The sequence below is a fragment of the Nocardioides sp. LHG3406-4 genome (assembly GCF_049897745.1).
Lineage (GTDB): Bacteria > Actinomycetota > Actinomycetes > Propionibacteriales > Nocardioidaceae > Nocardioides.
In genome coordinates, this window is the sequence record NZ_JAFCWV010000005.1 from 77,261 (window position 1) to 101,476 (window position 24,216).

Consider the following 24,216-nt stretch of genomic DNA (forward strand, 5'->3'; position numbering starts at 1 on the left):
ACGCCGCTCGACCTGTCACCTGCGACGTCAGAGGCCCGTGCACCGTGACCGCCAAGGCGATCGGCTCGCTGGAGGGCGGGTCGTCATCCCCGCCGGCGAGTCGATGTCCTGAGCGGCCTCAGGCGGTGGGCTCCCGCGCACCGGCCTCCGCGGCGCGCAGCCCGACCCTGCTGTGCCGGCGCGAGTAGCCGAAGTAGACGACGAAGCCGAGCGCCATCCAGATGAGGAACCGCACCCAGGTCTCGCCGATGAGGTTCAGCATCAGGTAGACGCACAGCAGCACCGACAGGCTGGCCACGAGCCCCACGGCGGGCGTGCGGAAGGCGCGCGGCAGGTCCGGTCGCGTACGACGCAGCACGAGCACGCCGATCGAGACCAGCACGAACGCGAACAGCGTGCCGATGCTGACAAGGTCGCCCAGCGTCTCGAAGTCGACGAACCCGGACATGATCGCGACGCCGACACCGGTGATGGCCGTGATGACGTGCGGCGTGCCGTACCTGGGGTGGACCTTCGCCAGGGCTGGAGGCAGCAGTCCGTCGCGGGCCATCGCGAACGCGACGCGCGTCTGGCCCATCATCAAGATGAGGACCACGACCGTGAGCCCGATGGTGGCGCCCACGGCGATGATGTTGCCGATCCACTCGACACCCGCGGCGTCGAACGCGGTGGCCAGGGGCGCGGAGTCCTCCGGGTCGATGTCGGTGTAGCTCTGCATGCCGGTCACGACGAGCGACACCGCGATGTAGAGCACGGTCACGATGGCCAGCGACGACAGGATGCCGATCGGCACGTTCTTCTGCGGGTTGCGCGTCTCCTCGGCGGTCGTGGCGACGACGTCGAAGCCGATGAAGGCGAAGAAGACGATCGCCGCACCGGCGATGACCCCGCCGATGCCGTAGACCGCCGGGTCCAGGCCGAAGAGGCTCGAGATCAGCGGCGTCTTCCAGAAGGAGTCCTCGCCACCCGACGGCGGCCTGCTCTCGGGGATGAACGGCGAGTAGTTCGCGGTCTTGATGTAGGCGATGCCGACGACGATGACCAGACCGACCACCGTGAGCTTGATGGCCACCACGATCTGGTTGACCCGGCTCGACAGCTTGATGCCGCCGATCAGCACACCGGCGACCAGCAGCGAGATGAGGACGGCAGGCAGGTTGACCACGCCGTCGGACGCCGAGCCCAAGGAGGCCGGGATCTCCAGCGGGGTGCCGTCGAGCACGTTCTGCAGGTACCCCGAGAACCCTGCCGCGAGGGCGGAGGCGCCCACCGTGAACTCGAGCACCAGGTCCCAGCCGATGATCCAGGCGATCAGCTCACCGAACGTGGCGTAGCTGAACGTGTAGGCGCTGCCCGCGACGGGCACGGTGGACGCGAACTCGGCGTAGCAGAGGGCCGCGAGGGCGCACGCGAGGCCCGCGATGGCGAACGAGATCGCGATCGCCGGGCCGGAGTTCGTGGCGGCCACCTGGCCGGTGTAGACGAAGATGCCGGCGCCGATGATGACGCCGACACCGAAGATCGTCAGGTCCAGGGCTCCCAGGTTCTTCTTCAGCTGGTGCGCGGGCTCCTCGGTCTCGGCGATGGACTGCTCGACCGACTTCGTGCGAAACAGGCTCATGGCGCGACAACCTACGACGTGCGCTCGAGTTCGTCACCCATCAGCCCGGCGTGCCGGTGGTCGTACCGCTGCCGAAGACCTCAGGCGGGCGTCGGCTGGGACTTCTCCGAACCGGAGGTCGTGTCGTCGTCCTCGGCGGTCAGCGGTCTGGCGACGTTCTCCAGCGTCTCCTGCTCGGCGTGCACACCCAGGAAGATCGCGACGATGCCGCCGACGACCATCAGCGCGGCCCCCACGAAGTAGCCGGGTGCGATGCCGACGATGTCGCCGGACTCGGTGGCGCTGTCGATGAGGCTGCCGAAGTACAGCGGGCCGCTGATGCCACCGGCCGCCGTGCCGATCGCGTAGAAGAACGCGATGCAGAGCGCCCGCGTCTCCATCGGGAAGACCTCGCTGGCGGTGAGGTACGCCGCGCTGGCACCGGCCGAGGCGAAGAAGAAGATCACCATGCCGAAGATCGTCAGCTGGACGGCCGTCAGGTCGCCGAGCATGAGGCCGGCCACGGCGAGCAGGACTCCCGAGAGGATGTAGGTGCCCGCGATCATCTTGACCCGGCCGACCGTGTCGAACAGCGACCCCAAGATGAGCGCCCCCGCGAAGTTGCTGGCCGCGAAGGCCGCGATGTACCAGCCGGTCTGCTTCACGTCGAGGAAGGTCGAGAGGCTGTCGCCGTAGGTGAAGAAGAAGGCGTTGTAGAGGAACGCCTGGCCGACGAACAGCGCGAGGCAGAGCACGGTCCGCTTGGGGTAGAGCGTGAAGACCGTCTTGGCGATCGTGGTCAGCGGGATGGTCTTCCGCTGGCGGATCGTGAGCGTCTCCGAGACCCCGTCCAGGGTCGTCCCGGATTCGCGCTCGACGGTCTCCTCGATGTCACGGACGATCCTCTCCGCCTCCTCCTCGCGACCGTGGATGAAGAGCCAGCGCGGGCTCTCGGGCACGTTCCGGCGCACGATCAGGATGCCCACTGCGAGGATGGCGCCGAGGGCGAAGGCTGCGCGCCAGCCGATCTCCTGGTTGGTCACGACGTCCGGGTCGAGCAGCGGGACCGTGAGCATGGCCCCGAAGGCGGCACCGACCCAGAAGGAGCCGTTGATCGCGATGTCGATGCGGCCGCGGTACTTCGCCGGGATGAGCTCGTCGATCGCGGGGTTGATGGCGGCGTACTCCCCACCGATGCCGGCACCCGTGATGAAACGGCAGACGAAGTACCACAGCGGGTTCATGGAGAAGGCGGTGAGGACGGTGCCGACCAGGTACACGCCCAGCGTGAGCAGGAACAGCTTCTTGCGGCCGAACCGGTCGGTCAGCTGGCCGAACAGGAGGGCGCCGACGCAGGCGCCCGCGACGTAGACCGCACCAGCCAGGCCGATGTCGGAGCTGGAGAGGCCCAGGCCGGTGTCGTCGGCCTTGAGTGCGTCGGACAGCGACCCGAGATGGTGACCTCGAGCCCGTCGAGGATCCAGACCGTTCCGAGGCCGAGCACCACGATCCAGTGCCATCTGGCCCAGGGCAGGCGGTCCATTCGGGCTGGGATGTCGGTGGTGATGCGTCCTGCCTCGGCTCCCGACGACATACGGGTCTCCTTCCGTGAGAACTCGCTGGCGAGCCTTCGGCGGAAGGCATCCGGGACACGAGTACCCCGATCGCCGCAGGTCATGCCTGCAACTTGGCCCCGGTCAGTCCGGTGCGCCGTACTCCTCGAGCATCCGTCGCGCCGCCTCGTCGGCGAGGTCGTCGGGCGAGAGCTGCAGCGTCTTCAGCAGTACGTCGTCCCAACGGGCCTCGCCCGCCATCTCGTCGACCAGCCGCCACAGCATGGGTTCGCCGTAGAGGTCGACGATGGCCTCGCACGCCCACCAGGCCATGCTGTAGTTGGCCTCGGAGCCGGGACCGTTGAAGGTCTCCGCCGGTGGCAGCTCCGGGGACCCTGCGGTCGCCGCCGCCAGCGCCGACCGCGGGAGGGTGCGTTCGCCCTCGGGGATCGGCTGGACGGAGACGTACTCCGCCACACCCTCGCTCAGCCAGAGCGGCACATGGTCGTCGCGGCCGGCCACCGCGATGTGGGTGAGCTCGTGGCGGATCAGCCGGTCCCTCTGCACCGCCGACGCGGTCAGCATCCGAGGGTGCAGCACCAGGCGCGTCGACGCGGCCTCGTCGCCGCGCCGGCCCACGGGCAGGGACACCCCGTCGAGGCGCTCGGGATCTCCGCCCGGCAGGTCGGCGATGGACCGCAGCGCGCTGGAGCCTGACAGGGCGTAGACGACGACGTGCCGGTCCCACGAGTAGGGCACGGCCGCGTCGACCAGGTCGATGCCCGCGGCCACCGAGGCCAGCACGTCGTCGGCCCGCTTCGCGCTCGCTTGGTCGAAGATGCCGAGCACACCCGGCCGTTCGCGCACCACGATCGTTCGACGATCCCACGGCTGCTGGCCGGAGGGGTCCTCCTCCCGTCCCCTCGCGAGCACGTACGACGCCTCCTCGGGCCCCGGCACGAAGTGCTGCCGCTCCCGGCTGACCACCGGCCAACGGTCGAACCCCCAGAGCTGGAGCCGCACCTCGACCAGCGCGGTGTACGCGGCCCCGTCCCGGACCAGCGTCGCCGGGTCGAGTCGGTAGCGCAGCCGCGCGACCGGCAGCTGGGCCAGGTTCTGGAAGTACGTCCGCTGGCGGCGTACGAGCCGGGCATCGCCTGGGTCGACCGTGGCCAGGAAAGCGGCACCGTCACCCCGGCGCACCGCCCGGGCTCTCTCGTCGAGCGTGGCCGTCAGCGCCGCGGTGACCTGCGGCGACCCCGCCTGCCGCGGGCCGTCGCCGTCGAGCAGGCCGCACCCCGTCGGCGTGGTCAGCAGGACGCAGACCAGCAGACCGAGAACGACGCGGAGACTTCGGCCCATGACCTCGTGAACGACCGCGGCCGGAGTGCGGTTACGCGACGGGACGAAGGCTCACGACGGGTCGGCGTCGACCAGGGCATGCCCGTCGCGGACGGCCGTGACGTCCTCGACGATGCCACGCGCGATGGTCTGGGCCGAGAGGCCGATCCGTTCGAGGATGGCGGCGCGCTTGGCGTGGCCGAGGAACTCCTGGGGGATGCCGTGCAGCCTGAAGGGCGTGGTGACGCCCGCGTCGTTGAGGGTCTGCAGCAGTACGGCGCCGACGCCACCGATGCGGCCGTTGTCCTCGATGCTGACGACCAGCCGGTGCGCGCGGGCGAGGTCGACGAGCACGGGGTCCACCGGCTTGACCCAGCGCGGGTCGACGACGGTGACCCCGATGCCCTGCGCGACCAGCCGGTCGGCGATGTCGACGGCCACCTCGGCCATCGACCCGACGGCGACGACGAGCACGTCGCGGGTGCCGTTGCGCACGAGCACGTCGGCTCCCCCGGCCTTGCCGATCGTCGGGATGTCGGCCGGCGGTGGGCCCTTCGGGAACCGGACCACGGTGGGTGCGTCGTCGACCTCGACGGCCTCGTCGAGCAGCTCGCCGAGGCGGGTGACGTCGCGGGGGGCGGCCAGGCGCAGGCTCGGCACGACCTGCAGGATCGACATGTCCCACATGCCGTTGTGGCTGGCGCCGTCGTCCCCGGTGACCCCCGACCGGTCGAGCACGAAGGTCACCCCGCACTTGTGCAGGGCGACATCCATCAGCACCTGGTCGAACGCGCGGTTGAGGAACGTCGCGTAGAGCGCGAAGACCGGGTGCATGCCGCCCATCGCGAAGCCGGCGGCGGAGGTGACCGCGTGCTGCTCGGCGATCCCCACGTCGAAGGTGCGCTCGGGGAAGCGTCGGGCGAAGGCGTCCAGGCCGACGGGGTGCATCATCGCCGCGGTGATAGCCACGATGTCCTGGCGTCGCTCGCCGAGCGCCACCATCGCGTCGGAGAAGTGGTCGGTCCAGATCCGGCCCTTGGGCCTCTCGTCGCCGGTCTGCACGTCGAAGGGACCGGGCCCGTGGAACTGGTCGGCCTCGTGCCGCTCGGCCGGGTCGTAGCCGAAGCCCTTGCGCGTGAGGGCGTGCACGATCACCGGCCCGCCGAAGCGCTTGGCCCTCGCCAGCGCCTGCTCCATCGCGACCCGGTCGTGGCCGTCGATCGGGCCGACGTACTTGAGTCCGAGGTCCTCGAAGAGGCCCTGGGGCGCGAGCGCGTCCTTCATGCCCTTCTTGACGGCGTGGAGGGCGTCGTACGCCGCGTGCCCGACGCCCGGCACGGCGTTGAGCCGCTTCTTGACCAGGTCGAGGATCTGCTCGTAGCGCGGGTTGGTGCGCAGCGTGGTCAGTGCGGTGGCGAGGCCGCCGACGGTGGGGGTGTAGGAGCGCTCGTTGTCGTTGACGACGATCACGAGCCGGCTGTCCTGGGCGACCGCGATGTTGTTGAGGGCCTCCCAGGCCATGCCGCCGGTGAGGGCGCCGTCGCCGATCACGGCCACGACGTGCCGGTCCTCCCCGCGGATGCGGTAGGCCTTGGCCAGCCCGTCGGCGTACGACAGCGCAGTGGAGGCGTGGGAGTTCTCGACGATGTCGTGGTCGGACTCCGCCTGGCTGGGGTATCCGCTGACGCCGCCCTCCTGACGGAGCTTCTCGAACCCGGCCTTCCGGCCGGTGAGCAGCTTGTGGACGTAGGCCTGGTGGCCGGTGTCGAACACCACCCGGTCGCGCGGGGAGTCGAAGACGCGGTGGATGGCCATCGTCAGCTCGACGACCCCGAGGTTCGGGCCGATGTGGCCGCCGGTGCGGGCGCACGTGGAGATGAGGAAGTCGCGGATCTCGGCGGCCAGTGCGACGAGCTCAGCGTCGCCGAGGTCACGCAGGTCGCTCGGGGTCGAGATCGACTCGAGGTGCCCCATGTGACTCCTTACGGTTCGGCTCAGCTGGTGGCGCGGCGTGCAGCGTCCGAGTCTAGGCGATCCCGGCGTACAGGTCGGAGCTGAGCAGGTCCGGCAGGGCCAGCCTGGCGGACGTCGCCAGCGGCAGTCCGCCGGCCGCGCCGGGATCGACGAAGACCATCTGCCGGCCCTCGTGACACTCCACGTCGTCGTCGGTGAGGTCGACGTGCGCGACGTACAGCCCGCACGTGTCGTTCTCGCCGCACGACTCGCTGAAGAAGGTGAACTGGGAGTGCAGTCGGAGCGTGCCCGGGTCGAGGCGGATGCCGGTCTCCTCCTCCAGCTCCCGGTAGGCCGCGTCCTCGAAGGTCTCCCCCTCCTCGACGCCGCCCCCGGGGAAGCCCCAGCACTCGGGGTCGACGGGCGGGTGCTCGTCGCGCTCCTGGAGCAGGATCCAACCGCGCGTGTCGACGATCGCGACGCTCGAGAACCGATGCATACCGCCACCGTAGGACACGGCCCCGCATGCGGTTCAATGGCGTCATGTCCACCCTGGAGATGGTCGCCACCGGCACCCAGTCACTCATCCGCACCGTCGACGGACTGCCCGACGAGGCGTACGCCGCCCCCTCGTTGCTGCCCGGCTGGAGCCGCGGCCACGTGGTGGCCCACCTCGCACTGAACGCCGAGGGCCTCGCCGGCGTGCTGAACGGGCTGGTGACCGGCGAGGAGGTGCCGATGTACGCCTCGCCCGAGAGCCGCGACGCCGACATCGACGAGCTCGCTGAGGCCGACCCGGCCGCCCTGCGCGCGCGCCTGTTGGCTGCGACGACCGACTTCGCCGACGCCCTCGAACGGATGACCGACGAGGCGTGGGCCCACACGGTGCACCGCACCCCCGGGGGCCCGACGTTCCCCGCCTCGCAGATCCCCAACAAGCGCCTGTCCGAGGTGGAGATCCACCATGCCGACCTCGACGCGGGCTACGACCGGACGATGTGGCCGGTGGAGTTCGCCACCTCGTTGTTGAGCAACCTGTCGCCACGCCTCGACGGGCACGGACCCCTCACCCTGCGGGCCACGGACCTCGGCCGGACCTGGTCGGTCGGCGGCGAGGGCGGCCCGTGGATCGCCGGCCCGGTCGCCGACCTCGCGTGGTGGGTCACCGGACGCGACGGCGCGGGGCTGACGTCCGAGACCGGCACCCTTCCCGCCGCCGACAGCTGGTGAGCGCCGTGGCCTACACCGGAGCGGTGACCCCCGGCGGTCCGGCCGAGACCCGCACGGCGGGCGGCCTGAGCATCACCAAGCTCGCCGTCGACCCCAAGATGTCCAACAACTGCTACCTGCTGCGCTGCCACGACACCGGGGACCAGGTGCTCGTCGACGCGGCGGCCGAGCCCGACCGGTTGCTCGCGCTGGTTGGGAGCGACGGACTGCGGGCGGTCGTCACGACCCACCAGCACTGGGACCACCACCGCGCCCTGGCCGAGGTGGTCGCTGCCACCGGCGCCGCCGTAGTCGCCGGGCTGCCGGACGCCGACGCCATCACCGAGCAGACCGGCGTCGACGTCACCCGCCGCCTGGTGCAGGGCGACACCGTCGAGGTCGGCACCTGCTCACTGCGGGTCGTCGCGATCGCCGGCCACACACCCGGCTCGGTCTGCCTCGTGTACGACGACCCGCAGGGTCACCCGCACCTGTTCACCGGCGACTGCCTCTTCCCCGGCGGCGTCGGCTCCACGTTCGGTGACGCCGAAGCCTTCGCCCAGCTCATCGGCGAGGTCGAGAGCAAGCTCTTCGGCACGCTGCCGGACGACACGTGGTTCTACCCGGGCCACGGCGACGACGGCCGGCTCGGGGACGAGCGCCCGCACCTGGCCGAGTGGCGCGAGCGGGGCTGGTAGCCGAGGGACGTTCCGCCGGGGTGGTCGGTCGTTCGATCAAGGCGCAAGGATGACCGAACGCTTGATCAAGCGCGGGGACGAGCGCCCGCACCTGGCCGAGCGGCGCGAGCGGGACTGGTAGCCGAGGGACGTTCCGCCGGGGTGGTCGGTCGTTCGATCAGGGCGCAAGGATGACCGAACGCTTGATCAAGCGCGGGGACGAGCGCCCGCACCTGGCCGAGCGGCGCGAGCGGGGCTGGTAGCCGAGGGACGTTCCGCCGGGGTGATCAAGCGTTCGATCAAGGCACAAGGATGACCGAACGCTTGATCAAGCGCGGGGACGAGCGCCCGGAGGAGTAGCGCAGTGGCCCCGGTCCGGCACGCTTCGCCGGCTCAGAGGTCGGTCTCGTCGATGACGTGCATCGCGGCTTCCTCCGCGGTGGCGCCGGCGCCGTCGATGCCGACGTCGGAGCCGAACCGGTCGTCGCCGTCGGTGTCGGCCACCAGCCGACCGGAGCGCTCGTCTCCAGGAGGCTCCTCGGCCGACGAGTCGTCCGGGTCCCACTCCCCCGTCCACTCGTCGCTGGCGGACTCGGGCTCCTCCCAGCCGAGCTGCCGGTCGATGGAGGCACCTTCTCGCTGCTCGGCTGCCGTGTTGCCGTAGCCCTGCGCGCTCGACCAGCGCTCGCGGGTGACGACGCCCTCGTCGAGCACGTCGTCGACGCCGCGGTCGTCGAGCGTGTCCTCGGCCTGCAGCTGAGTCTCGTCGTCGACGCTGTACTCGCCGTTCTCCTCGTGACTGTCCATGGCCCCATCATGCTCCGGGTACCGTCGAGGTGTCCGAACTCGACCCCCCGCAGGAGAACCCGTGCCGCTGCTCGACCTGACCTCCGCCTCCTTCGAGCCGACCGTGACCGGTCACGACATCGTGCTCGTGGACTTCTGGGCAGCGTGGTGCGGTCCGTGCCGCCAGTTCGCGCCCGTCTACGAGAAGGCGGCGCAGGAGCACGACGACATCGTCTTCGGCAAGGTCGACACCGAGGCGCAGAAGGAGCTCGCCGCGGCGGCCCGGATCACGTCGATCCCGACGCTGATGGCCTTCCGCGAAGGGGTCCTCGTCTTCGCCCAGCCGGGTGCACTGCCCCCGGCCGGTCTGCAGCAGGTCATCGAGGCGGTCCGCGGCCTCGACATGGCCGACGTGCACCGCCAGGTCGCGCAGCAGCAGGCGCAGCCCGAAGAGCTCGACCTCGACACGTTCGCCGCCGAGCACGCCGGCGGCGGCTTCGTGCTCGACGTGCGGGAGGCCGACGAGTACGCCGCCGGGCATGTGCCGGGCGCCGTGCACATCCCGATGCGGGAGGTGCCGCTCCGCGTCGCGGAGCTGCCGGCCGGTCGGCGCGTGCTGGTGATCTGCGAGCACGGCTCACGCAGCAGGGCGATGGTCGACTTCCTCAAGGGCGAGGGCGTCGACGCGGTCAACGTGGCCGACGGCACCAGCGGGTGGGCGTCACGCGGCTGGCCGCTCGAGGGCTAGAGCATCCGGCCGAGCAGGCCGTCGCGGTCGACGAGCGTGTGCTTGGCCACGAGGCCCAGGTGCGCCGCGAGCGCGGCGAAGAAGACGACATGGCTCCCGACATGCAGCCACAGCAGGTCGTCGTCGCCGAGCAGCACCGAGATCCCCGTCAGTGGCATCAGCACCAGCATCGCGAGCAGCACCCGCTCGGTGACGTGGGCGAGACGTCGCTCGCGGTGCGAGAGGCCCTCGGCCCACGGTGGCAGGGCGTCGAGCTTGCGCCACGTCATCCGCAGCACCGCGAGCAGCAGGATCGTCAGACCGAGGACGACGTGCACCGCGACGAGCGGGTCGGAGAGCCGGTCGGCGATCCCGGTCAGCCCCTCGTCGTCGTCCCCGCCGCGCCCCCGGCCACGGCCGGAGTCCCCGCCCCGGCCACGCCCGCGACCGCGGCCGTGCCCGGAGTCGTCGACGTCCATGAAGTAGCCGACCGTGAACTGCACGCCGAGGGCGACCACCGTCGCCCAGTGCAGCACCTTGGTCACTGCCCCGTACCCGTGCTCACCGCTGCGCAGCCCCATGGCGCGCAGCCTAGAGGCCCTCACGCCGGGCACCCCGCACCTGGAGCCGACCGAGCGCCGGTCCTGAGCCGGTGAAGTAGCCTCCTCGGGTGCTGATCTCGCCGACCCTCAAGATGGTCTTCGTCCACGTCCCGAAGACCGGCGGCGTCTCGATCCAGCAGTTCCTCGACGCCCACGTCGACGACCCGATCACCGGGACAGTGCGGCACGCCCGGCTGGGCTACATCCTGCGCAACTACCCCGAGACGGTCGACTACTTCTCGTTCGGCTTCGTGCGCAACCCCTGGAAGCGGATGGTGTCCTGGTACTCCATGATGGAGGCCTGGAACCGCACCTGGGGACCGGCGTCGGGCAAGCCGCAGGTCGAGCGCGGCGGCATGAAGGACGGCAACGAGCAGTGGCGCACGGTCGCCCAGTACGCCGACTTCGAGGAGTTCGTGATGCGCGGACCCGACGAGCTCCCGCGGGTGCGACTCGCGCAGATCGACTACCTCACCGCCAAGCGCAGGAAGGTCGACTTCATCGGACGCACCGAGACCCTGGGCCGCGACCTGATGGTGGTCGCCGAGCGCCTCGGGCTGCCGGCCGAGGAGCCGCCGCACCGCAACAAGTCGAAGCACGGCAGCCACATCGACTACTACGACGATCGCACCCGTCAGCGGGTCGCCGAGGTGTACGCCAAGGACATCGAGGCCTTCGGCTACACGTTCGAGGACTGAGCCTGCGAGCTCAGTCCTCCAACCGGCGCTGGTAGAGCGAACCCTGCGCCAGCAGGCGGTAGCCCAGCCGCTCGTTGACGCCGATCATGTGCCCGTTGGACGCGGCGTTCCACGTGTCGACGTGCCCGAGCTGCGGCTCGACCTCGCGCAGCCAGCGCACCATGTCCGCCTTCAGCAGCTGACCGAGCCGGTGTCCGCGGTGGGCGGTGACCACCGAAGTGTCGTGCTGCTCCCCGTGCGTCGGCTGCTCGGGGTCGACCGCGACCACCGTGTGACCGGCCACCTCGCCGGAGTCGCGGTGGAGGGCGACGATCCGGTAGAAGCCCGGCCCGCGGGCCAGCTGGGCCTCCTCGTAGGCACGGATCCTTTCCGGGGGGAACTCGTCGTCCTCGACGTCGAGGTCGTCGAGCGGCGCGTCGTTGATGGCGGCGGTCGCCGTGGCGAGCCTCTCGATGAGGTCGTCCGGGGTGCGTCCGTGGATGCGCATCAGCTCGTAGTCGCCGGCGTGCGGGAGCGCCTCGGCGTACAGCTCCTCGGCGAGGCCGTCCGGCAACGCGGCGAGATCCTGACGACGACGGGCCGACACCATGACCCGCCGGAAGCCGTGCGCCGTGGCGAAGGCGTGCACCCCGTCGTCGTACCAGCCCTCGGCAGTGACGTTGAGGCGGTCCATCTCCCGGCAGACGTCCAGCACCGCCTCGAGGATCGCCGACCCGTGCCCGTGCCGGCGTACGGCGGGATCGACCAGCAGCCCCAGCCAGGCCAGGTCCGGGTTGTCGTACTCGGTGGTGTTCACCAGGACGAAGCCGACGGGGCCGTCGGCGGTGACGGCGAGCAGGTGCAGGCCCGGCTCGCCGTCCCAGCCGTGCCGGATGCCCATCTCCATCGAGTACGGCGTCGCCTCGGGCTCGAAGGGAGCGTCCACCAGCCGTGCGGCATTGGTGATGCGGACCAGCTCGGCGACGCCGTCGGCGTCATCGGCGGTGATCTCGCGCAGCTCCATGCTCGCAGCCTGCCTCACCGGCGGCGCGGACGCACCTGGATATAGCCGTCAGTCGCGACGGCTGGACCCGTAGCGACCGCGGTGGAAGGTGAGACCGTGCACGCCGTCGCCCAGCGCCAGGTCCCGGACGCGCCCGATCACCACGAAGTGGTCGCCGGCCTCGTGCACGGCGGCGATCGAGCAGTCCACGTAGGCGACCGCACCAGCCAGGCGCGGCGACCCGGTCGCCTCGCTCGGACGCCACGAGACGCCGGCGAACTTGTCGGCCCCCCGGCTGGCCATCACGTCGGAGAGTCGGGTCTGGTCGTCGGCCAGGATGTTGACGCAGAACGCCTCGGACCGCCAGATCAGCGGCCAGGCCCGGGAGGTCCGCGCCGGGCAGAAGAGCACCAGCGGCGGGTCGAGCGACACCGAGGTGAAGCTCTGGCAGGTGAGACCGACGGGCTCGTCGACGTTCATGCCGGTGACGACGGTGACACCGGAGGCGAAGCGGCCCAGCACCTCACGGAACTGCCGGGCCCGGGCCACCGCGTCCGGGTCGTCGACGTGCACCCCGCTCGCCTCGCCCGGGCGGTACTCGAAGTCCCGCCCGATCGGGTCGGCGGCGTCGCCGTCGTCGAAGGTGTAGTCCCCGAGCCAGCGGTGGATCCGGGCCTCGTCGGGTGGCACGTCACCTCGCGCTGCGCGTTCCGGACCGGCCATGACCCCATTGTGGCGGTGCGGTCCGCGCGGCCGTGACGCAGGTCGGAGCCCCAGGGTGTGGTGGGCGACGTCCGAGGGCACGCGGTCCGGCCGAAGTCGAGCTGGTAGCCGGAGGTGAGTCATGGACGGGCCAGGCGTGACGGCTCAGCCTCGACGGGAACCTCGCGTACTCCGGTTCGGAGGAGGCCGACGAGCACGAGCAGCAGCACGCCGCCGACCACCGCCCAGACGGCGAAGGCGACCTCGGTGCTCCGGGCGTCGGCCACCGACCCGAGGACCGGACGGGCAGCCGCGATCGCCAGGCCTGCCGCCGAGCTCACGACCGAGAGAGCCGTGGCCCGGTACGACGTCCGCGCCGAACCGGAGACGGTGGCCTCCGAGATCGTGAGTGCCCCGTAGTACCCGAGACCCATCAGCGGGACGAACAGCACCGCCGTCGGCCCTGATCCCAGGGCGACTCCGGCGGAGGCGACCACCATCAGGCCGAAACCGCCGGCCACGGCGGCGTTCCCCAGGGCACGCACCACCGCAGGAGCCACGAGGCCGGCGACCAGCCCGGCGGCCGCGAATCCCGTGAACATCCAGGCCGCAGCCTGCTCGTCCATGCCCTCGTCGAGCACAAGTGGCTGGAACAGCAGGGTGGCGCTCCAGCCGTAGAGGAGGACCAAGCCGGCCGCGATCATCCGCCGGACGAGGGCACGGTCCTCACCGATCTCACGCAGCGCCCCCCGCTGCCAGCGAGTCGAGTGCGACTGCTGCCTCGCTCGGAGCGAGGTCGTCACGCGCGGCAGGGTGGCGATCACGAGCAGGGCCGCCATGGCACACGCGGCGGTGACGAGGAACGGGAGGCGAGGGTCGACGCCGTACAGGACCCCGGCCGAGGCTAGCGACAGCGTGCCGGTGAGGCCCGCCGCAGCACGCACGACGCCGAAGGCCGGCACCACGCCCACCGAGGGGGCGTGCTCGCGCACCGCCTCCACCAGATAGGCCTGGCCCAGCCCCGAGGCCGCCGCCCACTGCACACCCCAGAGCAGCCACACCCCCATCAGCACGGGAGTGCTGCGCACCGTCGTGATCGCCACGAAGGTGAGCCCGGTGAGCGCCGACAACGCCAGGTAGGCCCCGCGCCGACCGACGCGGTCGGTGAGCATGCCCAGGGGGATCTCGCAGACCACGACGGTCAACCGAAAGAGCGCGTCGGCCAGGACGATGATCCCGAAGCTGAAGCCGAGATCACGTAGGAAGACGAACCAGATGGGGAACCAGAACTGGACCTGGAGCAGCAGCTCGGCCAGCGCGAAGCGCCGGACGACGGTGCTGCGGAGCGCAGTCCTCAACGTTGGTGGAACCGTCGGAAGTAGAAGTAGACCACCGCCAGCAGCATCGAGACACCGATCGACGCCATCACCAGGAGGTCGGCCGGCTGCCCGGCGAACCAGCCCATCAGTCCGCTCTGGCCGTTGTCGAAGCCCGCCATGCCGGGGTCGACTGCCATCGTGCGTCCGAACTCGGTCAGCGCGATGGTGGTGCCGAGGATGGAGGTGATGCCGATGCCCAGCAGGATCGTGTCGGTGAACACCGACGCCCGGGCGGTGCGCTTCTCAGCGAGCTCCCGCAGACGCCGCTCGCACGCCTCCACCTTCATGGTGACCGGCTCGACGACCACCTCGTCGAGCTCCCAGCACTCGAGGATCGCACCGAGCTCGGCCCGGACGCTGCGCGTCAGGTACTTCGAGACGTCCCGCATCTGCATCACGATGAACTGAGCCCGGCGTGAGCACTCCTCGAGCTCGGCCTGCAGCTGCGCCACGCTCACGACCGGGAGCGGCGCCAAGGAATAGGCCAGTACGCGCGTGAGCTGGGCGTCGACGTTCTCCAGGGCGGCGTAGAAGTACTGGGCAAGGCGCAGCGCGCTCCACTCGTCGGGGAAGACACCCTCGACGTCGTCGGCCGCAGACAGGTCGGGCCCTACGAAGAGGTAGTTCAGCCAGCGCACGACATGGGTCTGCACGCGACCGTCGACCGGTGCCAACCGCGCATCGAGGTCGACATCGCCGACGGCGTCCTTGATCCAGTAGCGGGCCAGCTCGGAGGCCAACGGCTCATCGGGCGACAGCAGAAGACTCCTGGTCACCCACAGCACACGGCCGTGCTCGGCCTTGTCGTCGACCAGCCGCTCTACCTTCGAGACCACCTCCGCGTGGGGGTCACCGGATCGCAGCAATCGCAGCAGGGGCGTCAGGTAGCGGTCGTGCACCTCGCACGCGAGGGCCTCCCCCCAGGTCACCGCGTCGTGCTGGAGCTGGTCGAGCAGGCCTGGCACCTCCCCCTCGTCGCAGTCGGGTGGGACCGTGACGTCGGCCTCGACCTCGAGGATGAAGACACCGTGGTCGTAGATGCGGCACTCGATGACGCTTGCAGCACCGGGGTGGATCGTCGGCGGTGCAGACGTGGCCAGGTGGTGGGGCTGGAACCGCAGCACGATGGCCTCGATCGGGCGCTCCAAGGTGTCGACGTCGATCTGCGTGTAGCGGTTGAACCGCCCGCGCACCTCCGACCGACGCACGAGCAGGGTCGGGCCGGGGCCGCCGGCAGCCCCGACCGCATCGGCCAGGACGGCCGCAGCACGGGCGGGCACGGCCTCCCAGTAACGGGCGTAGGCCGCAGGATCCTGGAAGGCGGCCCCCAGCGGCTCTCGGTAGCCGCCGAGCCCAGGAGCCAGGACGCGGATCCGGCTCATGACGGTCCCCGGAGCTGCAGGGACCGGGCGTCAACGGCAAGGATCCGCCCCGTGAGCGGCCCGCTGAGCACCTTCACCTGGATTCGGATGACCTCACGCGGTGGCCTGGGCGCCCCCTCGGTGAAGGCAGCAGGCCACGCCAAGACGCGGGCTCGCGTGCCGGTCGTGGTGACCACGTAGCGCCCCGCGCCGTCGCGGAGCACGACGTGGCCACCCGGCCTCCACGGCTGAAGGATGACCTCCTCGTCCGCGGTCTCACCCTCGACCTGCTGGACGACGCCGTCGTAGAACTCGCTGTCCCGCACCTCGGCCAGCAGCCGGTCGAACTCGGCTAGCAGCCGGCGGTTCTCGTCGGTCGGGGCGAGCATGAGGTGGAGAGACTCGGTGGAGCCTCGCAGGGGGTTGTCACCCACGTTGAGCGACTCGATCTCGTTGGAGTCGCCGACGAAGTCGCCGGAGGCCAGTACCGCATTTCCCGACAGCAGTCCTTCCGGCACGACGTCGACGTCACCGGCCGCGAGGGCGGCGAACGCGGCCTCCTTGGAGGCGTACTCGACGAACTGCGGGACGGCGGCCTCCAGCTCGGTCCAGTAGTCGTAGCCTGCGACGTGAGCTACGTCGAGGGCGCGGAGATCCTCGGGTTCGTCGATCTCCGAAGCTCGCTCACCGGTCCGGACGAACAGCACGTAGTCGACGTCGAGCAGCGGAGCGGAGAGGAGGAAGTCCTCACGACGCTCGTCGCTGCCCACGAACGGGAAGGTCCCGAGGACGACCGTGTCCGCGGTGCGCTGCAGCGCGAGTGGCCAGCTGGTGAACCCGATCTCAGGCGCATATCCCATGCGTTGCAGCACCTCGGTGACCAGACGGGTGACCGGGCCGCCGTCCGGGAGGTCCGGACCCACGAAGGGTTCCCAGTCCCCGCTGGCCACCAGCACCGGTTTGGCGGGGCGCGCCGGACCTGCGCTGAGCCGTGTTGCGACGACCGTGACGACGACGGCCACGAGAACCAGCAGCACCACCGACGGCCATACGAGACTCGCCCGACGGGCCCACCTGGCGCTCGACAACGATCTTCTCCCCGGGGCTGGACCTGCGTGAGCGGGGAACGTTACCGACGATGCCGCAACGACGCGGAGGAACGCCAAGCTTGGCGGCGCATGTCGACGAGGGAGTCGTCATCGTCGCCAGGCGGGAGGCGACCCGACGTGCCCACCCCGCGGATCGCGGAACGCCCCCGACGCGCTGCGAAGCAGCCCGCAATGCGAGGTGGGAACCCGAGTGCGACCCTGTCGTGTTCGAGCCTCGAAACCGGTGGAGCTCCAGTCGTCCCGTCGTCGCCCAGTAGCGTGCAGCCGTGACCGATCCACTCCCCCGCCTGCCCGACGGGCTGATGGCGCTGGTGCGAGCCACGAAGGGCTTCATGCCGGAGGACGAAGGGCTCCTCCTCCACCGGGTCGCCCTGGAGCGGCTGCCGCACGGGCCGGTGCTCGAGGTGGGCACCTACTGCGGCAAGTCGGCGCTGTACCTCGGTGCCGCGGCCCGCGCGGTCGGGGGCACGGTCTTCACCGTCGACCACCACCGCGGCAGCGAGGAGAACCAGGCCGGCTGGGAGCACCACGACCCCGACGTCGTCGACCCGGAGCTCGGCCGGATGGACACCCTGCCGTTCTTCCGCAGGGCCATCGCGCAGGCCGGGCTCGAGGATCACGTCGTCGCCGTGGTGGGCGCGTCCGCGACGGTCAGCCGGCACTGGCGTACGCCGCTGAGCCTGCTGTTCATCGACGGCGGGCACGCCGAGGTGCACGCGCACGGCGACTACGCCGGCTGGGCACCCTGGGTGATGAGCGGGGGCATGCTGGCGATCCACGACGTGTTCCCGGACCCCGCCGACGGCGGGCGGCCGCCGTACGACGTGTTCCTGCGCGCGCTGGGCAGCGGCTGCTTCGCGGAGGTGGGGGCGCAGGGCTCGATGCGGGTGCTGGAGCGGACCTCAGGAGACGCGGGCGACCCGCTGGACTGACTCGCAGCCGCACTCGAGCGCGAGCTCGGCGAACGGGGCCGGCAGCGACGTCCCCCGCATGACGCCGGACCCTCCGGTGCCGTGACCGAGCGCGTCCGCGGCCAGGATCACCGCGGCCGCGGTGTAGGTCGTGTGCTCGTCGGGCCAGTTGACGTCGTCGGGGAAGACGTAGCCGGTCCAGTAGCTGCCGTCGCGCTCACGCAGGTGCTGCATGTCGGCCAGCAGCAGCCGGGCTCTCCCGCGCTCGCCGGCGACGTCGAGGGCCAGCGCCAGCTCGCACGTCTCCGCGCCGGTGACCCAGGGGTTGGTCGAGACGCACCTGATGCCGAGGCCGGGCTCCACGAAGTCGTCCCAGCGGCTCTCCAGGCGCGCGCGGGCTGCGGCACCGGTGAGGGCACCGCCGAGCACGGGGTAGTACCAGTCCATCGAGAACCGGCTCTTGTCGAGGAACAGGTCCTCGTGGGCGCGGAGTGCGTGGCCCAGCCGGCCGCCCGCCAGCTCCCAGCCCGGCTGGGGGTCGTGGAGCAGCTCGGCGATCGCGACGCCGGCGCGCAGGGCCTGGTAGATGCTGGAGGAGCCGGCGACCAGGGCCTGCTCGTGGACCGGGCCGGGCCGGTCGTCGCGCCACTCCTGCGCCCAGGCGATGCCCCCGAAGGGCAGCTGCATCGAGCACACCCAGTCGAGGGCCCGGCGCACCGTCGGCCAGTAGCGTCGGACGAACGCCAGGTCGCCACGCACGAGCCAGTTGTGCCAGACCCCGACCGCGAGGTAGGCCGACATGTTGGTCTCCCCGCTCGCGTCCTCGACCGCACCCGCGACGATCCTCATCGGGAAGGAGCCGTCGGCACGCTGCATCGTGGGCACCCACGCGAAAGCCCGGTCGGACGCCTCGGGCTGGTCTCCGACGAGGAGGGCCATCGCCGCCTCGACGTGGTTCCACACGTCGGTGTGCTGGCCGACGGCCCACGGCACGGCACCGCTCGGCTCCTGCACGGCCGCGATCGACGCCGCCGTCGCGGCGACCGCCGCCGGGGCGAGCACGCCCTCGACGCCGGGGACCGAGGCACGCACCTCAGGCCGCACGGCTGCTCTCGGGCTTGGTGAAGTAGACCACCATGCTCTTGCCGATGACCGGGTCGAGCACCCTGCCGACCAGGCGCAGCACCCTGGGCTGCTTCATGATCTCCCACACCAGCAGGCGGTGGTAGGCCTTCGCGAGCGGGTGGTCGTCGTTGGTGACGCCGACGGCGCACTTGATCCACCAGTACGGCGAGTGCAGTCCGTGCGCGTAGCCGACTCCGTCGTACTCCAGCCCGGCCCGGGTGACCTTGTCGACGAGCTCCTTGTCGGTGTAGATGCGGATGTGCCCGCCCGGGACGTTGTGGTAGTCGGCGGAGAGCTTCCAGTTGATGATCTCGGGCAGCCAGCGCGGCACGCTGACCGCGAGGGTGCCGCCGGGGCGGAGCACGCGCACCAGCTCGGCGATCGCCGAGAGGTCGTCGGGGATGTGCTCGAGCACCTCCGCTGCCACCACCCGGTCGAACTCGCCGTCGGCGAAGGGCAGCTGCAGCGCGTCGCCCTCCTTGACGTCCGCCTCGGCGCCCGCGGGCACCTCGCCGGCCTCGCGCATCGCAGCGAAGAGCTCACGCACACCGGACAGCTCGTCGGCGTCCTGGTCGAAGGCGACCACGTCGGCGCCGCGGCGGTACATCTCGAACGCGTGGCGCCCGGCGCCACAGCCCATGTCGAGCACCCGCTCCCCCGCCCGCAGGCCCAGTCGGTCGAAGTCAACGGTCAGCACGGTGCGGTCCCCCCTGGTGGTAGTCGGCGATCACTTCGTCGTACGCCGCGGCGGTCGCGGCCGCGACGGCTCGCCAGCTGAACAGCTCCTGCACCCGCCGGCGACCGGCGCGGCCGAGTCGCTCGCGGCGCTCCGGGTCGTCGAGCAGCCCCTTGAGCGCGACCTCGAGCTCGCCCACGTCGCCCGGCGTGACGAGGTCGGCGCACTCGCCGTCTGGGCCGACGACCTCCGGGATCGCGCCCGCGCGCGACACGACCAGTGAAGTGGCACAGGCCATCAGCTCGGCGGTCGGCAGCGAGAAGCCCTCGTAGAGCGAGGGCACGCACGCCACCTCGGCGGAGCCCATGATCTCCACCAGCTCCGCGTCGGAGACGCCGTGCACGAAGCGCACGGAGTCGACGATGCCCAGGCTGTCGATGAGCTGCTCCGTGCGTCCGCCGGGCTCTGGTCGCGTCACGAGCACGAGCTCGACGTCGCGCTCGGTGCGCAGCTTGGCGAAGGCCTCGAGCAGCGTGGCGATGCCCTTCATCGGCGCGTCGGCGCTGGCCATCGCGAGGATGCGGCCGGGCACCCGCGGCGCGGTCGGCGGCACGAAGACGTCGTCGACCCCGAGCAGGACGACCTGCATCCGGGCCGGATCCACCCCGAAGTCGCGGGCGATGTCGCGGCGGGACGACTCCGACGGCGTGAGGATCCTGCGGGCCGCACGGGCGACCTTGCCCTGCATGCGCAGGAAGCCGTACCACCGGCGCAGCGCCAGCCGCTTGCGGAAGGTGGGCGCCGCGGCGAGGTCGATGCGGCGGTCGAACGTGATCGGGTGGTGCACCGTGGTGATGAGCGGCAGCCCCAGCCTCTCGATCCCGAGCATGCCGTAGCCGAGCACCTGGTTGTCGTGGACGACGTCGAAGTCGTCGACCCGGTCGGCCAGCAGGCGCAGGACGCGGGTGGAGAAGGTCTTCGGCTCCGGGAAGCCGGCCAGGCACATGGTGAGGAACTCCTCCACGTCCACGCGGTCGCGGAACTCCCGCAGCTTCGGCACCCGGAAGGGGTCCGGCTCGCGGTAGAGGTCGAGGGACGGGACCTTGGTCAGCGTGACGCCGGCGTCGAGGTCGGGGTAGGGCTGGCCCGAGAACACCTCGACCTGATGCCCCAGCGCCACCAGCTCACGGCTGAGGTGGCGGACGTAGACGCCCTGGCCGCCGCAGTGTGGCTTGCTCCGGTAGGACAGGAGTGCGACGCGCAACGGAGGACTCTCTTTCACCGGACAGGGACTGCGGCAAGGTTACCGGCCGGTTGTGTACGTCCTCACCGCGGCGGCCCAGCGGGTCGCCCCGGCCGCGTCAGGCCTCGCTGGAGTGCCCGGGGAAGACGTGCGCTGTCGGGTCGATGACCACCGCGGCGTTGTTGACGGCCGTGGCCGCCTCGCCGAAGCCGACCGCGATGAGCCGCACCTTGCCCGGGTACTCGGTGATGTCACCGGCCGCGAAGATCCTCGGCAGGCTGGTGCGCATCGCGGGGTCGACCACCACGTGGCGCTTCTCCACCTCGAGGCCCCACTGCTGGATGGCCCCGAGGTCGGCGATGAAGCCGAGCGCCGCCACCACGGCCTGGCACGGCCGCATGGTGGGCTCGGCGCCGTCGACGCTGATCTCGACCTCGCTCACGTGGCCGTCGCCGACCAGCTTGGTGACCTGCGCGTTGGTGATGATCTCGACGCTCGACGCACGGACCTCGGAGACCGTCCGCTGATGGGCCCGGAACGCCTCCCGACGGTGCACCAGCGTGACCGAGCGGGCCACCGGCTCCAGGTGCTGGGCCCAGTCGAACGCGCTGTCCCCGCCACCGACGATGACGACATCCTTGTCGGCGTACGGCGCGAAGCTGGGCACGAAGAACTCCATCCCGCGTCCGAGCCACCCCTCGCCGGCCGGCAGCGGTCGTGGGCTGAACTTGCCGATGCCGGCCGTGATCAGCACCGCCTTGGCCGTGACCAGGGTGCCGTTGTCGAGGCCGACCACGACCTGGGAGTCCGACTGCTCGAGCGTGCTCGCCGTACGGTCGAGGAAGTAGGTCGGGTCGGCAGTGGCCGCCTGCGAGACCAGCCCCTCGACCAGGTCGCGACCCTTGACGCTGGGGAACCCGGCCACGTCGAGGATCTGCTTCTCGGGGTACATCGCCGTGATCTGGCCCCCCAGCTCCGGCAGCGAGTCGACGACCGCCACCCGGAGCCCACGGAAGCCCGCGTAGTAGGCGGCGAACAGGCCCGTCGGGCCCGCTCCGATGACGAGGAGGTCGGTGTCGTGCTCGTTGGCGGTCACGGCCGCGATCCTTGCGTGCGAGCGGTCGACACTCAAGAGCCGTTCCGAAAGCGGGCCCCTAGACTCGCGCCGTGAAGCGACACTGGACCTGGCTCGTGCGGCACCCGTCGGCGGTGCTCCTGGCCGGCCAGCTCGTCTCCGTGCTCATCTATCCCTTCCTCGACGACTACGAGGTGGGCCGCGCGATCCTCGGCGTCTTCGGCATGGGCCTGGTGCTGACGGCCATCTGGGCGGTCCGGCTCACCCCCGTGCTGCGGTGGGTGGCGGTCCTCCTCGGCGCCCCCGCGATGGTGCTGACGGTCCTGGAGGCCCTCGCGCCATCGACCGACTGGATCGTGCTGACCTCGGCGCTGTGGCACGCCCCGTTCTACTTCTACGTCTCCTACGCGATGATCCAGTACCTCTTCGACGACGACCGGGTCACCCGCGACGAGCTGTTCGCCACGGGAGCCGCGTTCACGGTCGTCGCCTGGGGCTTCGCCTACGTCTTCTCCGGCGTCCAGGTCGTGTGGCCCGACTCGTTCACGGCGGCCACCGACGTGGGGTGGTACGAGCTGCTCTTCCTCAGCTTCTCCAACCTCACCAGCGTCGGCCTCTCCGACGTGCTGCCCGTGCTGCGGCACGCACGCGCGGTCGTCATGGTGGAGCAGGTCGTGGGCGTGCTCTACGTCGCGCTCGTCGTCGCCCGGCTCGTCGGCCTCACCGTGGCTCGCGCCGCGGGACACGACCGGCACGACTCCTGACCGACCGGTTGGGCTAGCGCCCCGGTGAGTCCGACGGAGGCCCGCCCTGGGCGCTCCCGTCGTCGGGCACGGCCTGCTGGTGGGGTGCCCCCGGGGTACGCCGGTCCTCCTTCATCTCGGCCTCGAACAGGTGCCGCCGGCCGCCGACGAGCTGGTCGCGGGCCTCCTGCTCGAGTGCGCGGAAGGCCGACCAGTAGGCGTCGTCGTACTCCTCGACGACCTGGAAGCTCCAGCGGCCGCGGAGGACGTTGCGACCGATGAGCTCGTGCGCGATCCGGTCGGCGAGCTCGTCGTGCCCGGCGGCGCGGAGCTCGTCGACCGCCTCGCCCAGGGTCAGGTCAGCGGTGCCGCAGCGACGGTGGAAGGCGTAGAGGTGCCCCCGCGCCTCCTCGACGACCTCGAGCGCCTCCGACAGCTTGCCCAGCGCCGACACGGTCCGGTCGGACACACCTTCGGGACGCCGGTGCTCGGGCGTCTGCCGGTCGGGTGCCCCGTCGCTCACTCCTCGTCGTCCCCGTCCCCGTCGTCGTCGAGCAGGCCCTCGCGACGCGCCGCGGCGACGAGCCTGCGCACGTTGTCGATGGAGCCGCAGTCCTGGGCAACCTGCTCGTTGCGCTCGCGGGCGAACGCCTCCCCCAGCGTGTCGCGGACCTGCTGGGAGACGTCCTCGCGCGCCGGGTTGAGGATGGTCAGCTCCTCCTCGGTGAGGTGGTGGTTGACCACCTTGGCGAGCTCCTCGACGGCGTCGTCGAAGGCCTGCGTGTCGGTGCCCTTGAGCTCCAGGACGGCCAGGAGCGCCTCGTTGCCCTCGGCGTGCTCCTCCTCCCCGTGCTCCTGCTCGCCCTTGTCGATGGCGTGCTTGCGTCGCAGGTTGGGGTAGACCTCACGCTCCTCGGCCACCGCGTGGGCCACGTGCAGGGTGGCGAAGGCGTGACGTACGGCGTCGCGGTCGGAGCTGCTGTCGCGCAGGTCGCGCAGCAACGTCTCGAACCGTCGGTGGTCGTCGAGGATCAGCTCCACCACGTCGCCGGAGACCGGCATGCCAAGGTCGATGGGAGTACTCATACGGTCAGCCTAGGGCGTCCCGCAGTGCTGAGACGGCGGTCCGCCAGGAGCAGCGCGGCAGCGACCGCGGCGAGGAGCAGCGCCACGAGGGCGCAGTTTACCGTGGTCCGCCACGCTCCCAGGTCGTCGGCGTCGAGGAACGGGTAGGGGTACCAGCCCGTGATGCCGCCACGCACCAGCGTGTAGACCAGCCACGCCGTCGGCCAGACGAGCGCGCCGCCCACGCGGCCCCAGCCGCCCAGTCCGTGCGGACCCACCAGCAGCCAGGCGGCGACGGCAGCCAGCGGCACCGCGACGTGCACCAGCTTGTCGGCGACGTAGGGGCCGCCGGACAGGTCGAGGATCGGCCGCAGGGCGAACCAGTGCACGACCGCAGTGACGGTGATGCCGGTGAGCGCGGACAGCCGCACCGCGCGCCAACCGCCGCGCGACACGTCGGTCCCCCACGCCACTGCCGCTGAGGTGACCAGGACCAGCAGGTTGGCCTGGATGGTGAAGTAGGAGAAGAACCGGACGATCCTGGTGCCCAGCTCCGGTCGGGCCGCCCCCTCCGCCAGGATCGCGGTGCCGTGGACGACCAGCCAGAGCTGGTAGACGAGAGCGACGAAGGTCAGCAGTGCGACGGCGGCGTGCAGCCGCCTGGTCAGGTCCGGCCGCTGTGACATGGCGGCAGCCTAG

At 71.1% G+C, this 24,216-nt stretch carries 25 protein-coding genes and 1 pseudogene; 7 read left to right on the top strand and 19 right to left on the bottom strand.

Features of this window, described 5'->3' with window-relative positions; all coding sequences use genetic code 11:
- Nucleotides 1–118: 118 nt before the first annotated feature.
- The 5 genes from ACP7BP_RS17195 to ACP7BP_RS17215 all read right to left on the bottom strand — a co-directional run bounded on the left by ACP7BP_RS17195 (nt 119) and on the right by ACP7BP_RS17215 (nt 6,946).
- A complete protein-coding gene (locus ACP7BP_RS17195; RefSeq protein ID WP_426246344.1) occupies nt 119–1,621 on the bottom strand; it encodes an amino acid permease in 1,503 nt (500 codons plus the stop codon).
- Nucleotides 1,622–1,701: 80 nt separating this feature from the next.
- Nucleotides 1,702–3,120 carry an MFS transporter gene (locus ACP7BP_RS17200; protein WP_426246346.1) on the bottom strand — a complete coding sequence of 473 codons (1,419 nt, stop codon included), beginning with the start codon at nt 3,118–3,120 and terminating at the stop codon, nt 1,702–1,704.
- Between the two features lie 177 nt (nt 3,121–3,297).
- Nucleotides 3,298–4,515, bottom strand: a complete 1,218-nt coding sequence (locus ACP7BP_RS17205) for a hypothetical protein (RefSeq protein WP_426246348.1) — start codon at nt 4,513–4,515, stop codon at nt 3,298–3,300.
- Nucleotides 4,516–4,566: 51 nt separating this feature from the next.
- Complete coding sequence (gene dxs, locus ACP7BP_RS17210; protein WP_426246350.1) at nt 4,567–6,468, bottom strand: 1-deoxy-D-xylulose-5-phosphate synthase; 1,902 nt, start codon at nt 6,466–6,468, stop codon at nt 4,567–4,569.
- A 52-nt stretch (nt 6,469–6,520) separates the two neighbouring features.
- Nucleotides 6,521–6,946, bottom strand: a complete 426-nt coding sequence (locus ACP7BP_RS17215; RefSeq protein ID WP_426246351.1) for an NUDIX domain-containing protein — start codon at nt 6,944–6,946, stop codon at nt 6,521–6,523.
- A gap of 44 nt (nt 6,947–6,990) precedes the next feature.
- Here ACP7BP_RS17215 and ACP7BP_RS17220 point away from each other — a divergent pair, with 44 nt between their 5' ends.
- Both ACP7BP_RS17220 and ACP7BP_RS17225 read left to right on the top strand, forming a co-directional pair.
- The gene (locus ACP7BP_RS17220; protein WP_426246352.1) at nt 6,991–7,677 is read left to right on the top strand and encodes a maleylpyruvate isomerase family mycothiol-dependent enzyme; all 687 of its coding nucleotides are present in this window, start codon (nt 6,991–6,993) and stop codon (nt 7,675–7,677) included.
- Between the two features lie 5 nt (nt 7,678–7,682).
- Nucleotides 7,683–8,354, top strand: a complete 672-nt coding sequence (locus ACP7BP_RS17225) for an MBL fold metallo-hydrolase (RefSeq protein WP_426246354.1) — start codon at nt 7,683–7,685, stop codon at nt 8,352–8,354.
- Between the two features lie 372 nt (nt 8,355–8,726).
- On the opposite strand, the gene ACP7BP_RS17230 is transcribed toward ACP7BP_RS17225, so the two are convergent.
- Nucleotides 8,727–9,140, bottom strand: a complete 414-nt coding sequence (locus tag ACP7BP_RS17230) for a DUF5709 domain-containing protein (protein ID WP_426246355.1) — start codon at nt 9,138–9,140, stop codon at nt 8,727–8,729.
- Nucleotides 9,141–9,201: 61 nt separating this feature from the next.
- Between ACP7BP_RS17230 and trxA the strand changes: the two are divergent.
- Both trxA and ACP7BP_RS17240 read left to right on the top strand, forming a co-directional pair.
- Nucleotides 9,202–9,555 (top strand): annotated as a pseudogene (gene trxA, locus ACP7BP_RS17235) (thioredoxin); the annotation flags it as partial.
- 63 nt (nt 9,556–9,618) lie between these two features.
- On the top strand, nt 9,619–9,867 hold the full coding sequence (locus ACP7BP_RS17240) for a rhodanese-like domain-containing protein (protein WP_426246762.1): 249 nt from the start codon (nt 9,619–9,621) through the stop codon (nt 9,865–9,867).
- On the opposite strand, the gene ACP7BP_RS17245 is transcribed toward ACP7BP_RS17240, so the two are convergent.
- Nucleotides 9,864–10,427 carry a cytochrome b gene (locus ACP7BP_RS17245; RefSeq protein WP_426246357.1) on the bottom strand — a complete coding sequence of 188 codons (564 nt, stop codon included), beginning with the start codon at nt 10,425–10,427 and terminating at the stop codon, nt 9,864–9,866. The two genes, ACP7BP_RS17240 and ACP7BP_RS17245, sit on opposite strands and share 4 nt — an antisense overlap.
- 89 nt (nt 10,428–10,516) lie before the next feature.
- On the opposite strand from ACP7BP_RS17245, the gene ACP7BP_RS17250 reads away from it, so the two are divergent.
- Complete coding sequence (locus tag ACP7BP_RS17250; RefSeq protein WP_426246358.1) at nt 10,517–11,146, top strand: sulfotransferase family 2 domain-containing protein; 630 nt, start codon at nt 10,517–10,519, stop codon at nt 11,144–11,146.
- A gap of 10 nt (nt 11,147–11,156) precedes the next feature.
- Here ACP7BP_RS17250 and ACP7BP_RS17255 read toward each other — a convergent pair whose 3' ends face one another.
- The 5 genes from ACP7BP_RS17255 to ACP7BP_RS17275 all read right to left on the bottom strand — a co-directional run bounded on the left by ACP7BP_RS17255 (nt 11,157) and on the right by ACP7BP_RS17275 (nt 16,610).
- Nucleotides 11,157–12,149: a GNAT family N-acetyltransferase gene (locus ACP7BP_RS17255; protein WP_426246360.1), complete on the bottom strand. Its 993-nt coding sequence runs from the start codon at nt 12,147–12,149 to the stop codon at nt 11,157–11,159.
- A 48-nt stretch (nt 12,150–12,197) separates the two neighbouring features.
- The gene (locus ACP7BP_RS17260; RefSeq protein ID WP_426246362.1) at nt 12,198–12,851 is read right to left on the bottom strand and encodes a flavin reductase family protein; all 654 of its coding nucleotides are present in this window, start codon (nt 12,849–12,851) and stop codon (nt 12,198–12,200) included.
- A gap of 119 nt (nt 12,852–12,970) precedes the next feature.
- Entirely contained in the window at nt 12,971–14,188 is a 1,218-nt protein-coding gene (locus ACP7BP_RS17265) for an MFS transporter (RefSeq protein WP_426246364.1), read from the bottom strand.
- The gene (locus ACP7BP_RS17270) at nt 14,185–15,591 is read right to left on the bottom strand and encodes a hypothetical protein (protein WP_426246366.1); all 1,407 of its coding nucleotides are present in this window, start codon (nt 15,589–15,591) and stop codon (nt 14,185–14,187) included. Before ACP7BP_RS17270 ends, ACP7BP_RS17265 begins: the two co-directional genes overlap by 4 nt.
- Nucleotides 15,588–16,610, bottom strand: coding sequence for a substrate-binding periplasmic protein (locus ACP7BP_RS17275; protein ID WP_426246367.1), 1,023 nt, complete (start codon nt 16,608–16,610; stop codon nt 15,588–15,590). The genes ACP7BP_RS17270 and ACP7BP_RS17275 overlap by 4 nt, the downstream gene beginning before the upstream one ends.
- 335 nt (nt 16,611–16,945) lie before the next feature.
- On the opposite strand from ACP7BP_RS17275, the gene ACP7BP_RS17280 reads away from it, so the two are divergent.
- Nucleotides 16,946–17,611 (top strand): class I SAM-dependent methyltransferase, encoded by a 666-nt coding sequence (locus tag ACP7BP_RS17280; RefSeq protein ID WP_426246369.1) that lies wholly within the window; start codon nt 16,946–16,948, stop codon nt 17,609–17,611.
- On the opposite strand, the gene ACP7BP_RS17285 is transcribed toward ACP7BP_RS17280, so the two are convergent.
- From ACP7BP_RS17285 to ACP7BP_RS17300, 4 genes are all read right to left on the bottom strand, one after another.
- Nucleotides 17,582–18,682, bottom strand: a complete 1,101-nt coding sequence (locus tag ACP7BP_RS17285; RefSeq protein ID WP_426246371.1) for a prenyltransferase — start codon at nt 18,680–18,682, stop codon at nt 17,582–17,584. The genes ACP7BP_RS17280 and ACP7BP_RS17285 overlap by 30 nt on opposite strands.
- Nucleotide 18,683: 1 nt before the next feature.
- Nucleotides 18,684–19,412 (bottom strand): class I SAM-dependent methyltransferase, encoded by a 729-nt coding sequence (locus ACP7BP_RS17290; protein WP_426246372.1) that lies wholly within the window; start codon nt 19,410–19,412, stop codon nt 18,684–18,686.
- Nucleotides 19,399–20,655, bottom strand: a complete 1,257-nt coding sequence (locus tag ACP7BP_RS17295; RefSeq protein ID WP_426246373.1) for a glycosyltransferase family 4 protein — start codon at nt 20,653–20,655, stop codon at nt 19,399–19,401. The genes ACP7BP_RS17290 and ACP7BP_RS17295 overlap by 14 nt, the downstream gene beginning before the upstream one ends.
- A gap of 97 nt (nt 20,656–20,752) precedes the next feature.
- Complete coding sequence (locus ACP7BP_RS17300; protein WP_426246374.1) at nt 20,753–21,730, bottom strand: NAD(P)/FAD-dependent oxidoreductase; 978 nt, start codon at nt 21,728–21,730, stop codon at nt 20,753–20,755.
- 71 nt (nt 21,731–21,801) lie between these two features.
- Here ACP7BP_RS17300 and ACP7BP_RS17305 point away from each other — a divergent pair, with 71 nt between their 5' ends.
- Nucleotides 21,802–22,473, top strand: a complete 672-nt coding sequence (locus ACP7BP_RS17305) for an ion channel (protein WP_426246376.1) — start codon at nt 21,802–21,804, stop codon at nt 22,471–22,473.
- A 13-nt stretch (nt 22,474–22,486) separates the two neighbouring features.
- Here ACP7BP_RS17305 and ACP7BP_RS17310 read toward each other — a convergent pair whose 3' ends face one another.
- Genes ACP7BP_RS17310 through ACP7BP_RS17320 form a run of 3 tightly spaced genes read right to left on the bottom strand, consistent with a single transcriptional unit; the run spans nt 22,487 to nt 24,203 of the window.
- Nucleotides 22,487–22,975 (bottom strand): hypothetical protein, encoded by a 489-nt coding sequence (locus tag ACP7BP_RS17310; protein WP_426246377.1) that lies wholly within the window; start codon nt 22,973–22,975, stop codon nt 22,487–22,489.
- The gene (locus tag ACP7BP_RS17315; protein WP_426246379.1) at nt 22,972–23,538 is read right to left on the bottom strand and encodes a hemerythrin domain-containing protein; all 567 of its coding nucleotides are present in this window, start codon (nt 23,536–23,538) and stop codon (nt 22,972–22,974) included. Before ACP7BP_RS17315 ends, ACP7BP_RS17310 begins: the two co-directional genes overlap by 4 nt.
- Nucleotides 23,535–24,203, bottom strand: a complete 669-nt coding sequence (locus ACP7BP_RS17320; protein ID WP_426246381.1) for a Pr6Pr family membrane protein — start codon at nt 24,201–24,203, stop codon at nt 23,535–23,537. Before ACP7BP_RS17320 ends, ACP7BP_RS17315 begins: the two co-directional genes overlap by 4 nt.
- Nucleotides 24,204–24,216: the final 13 nt, after the last annotated feature.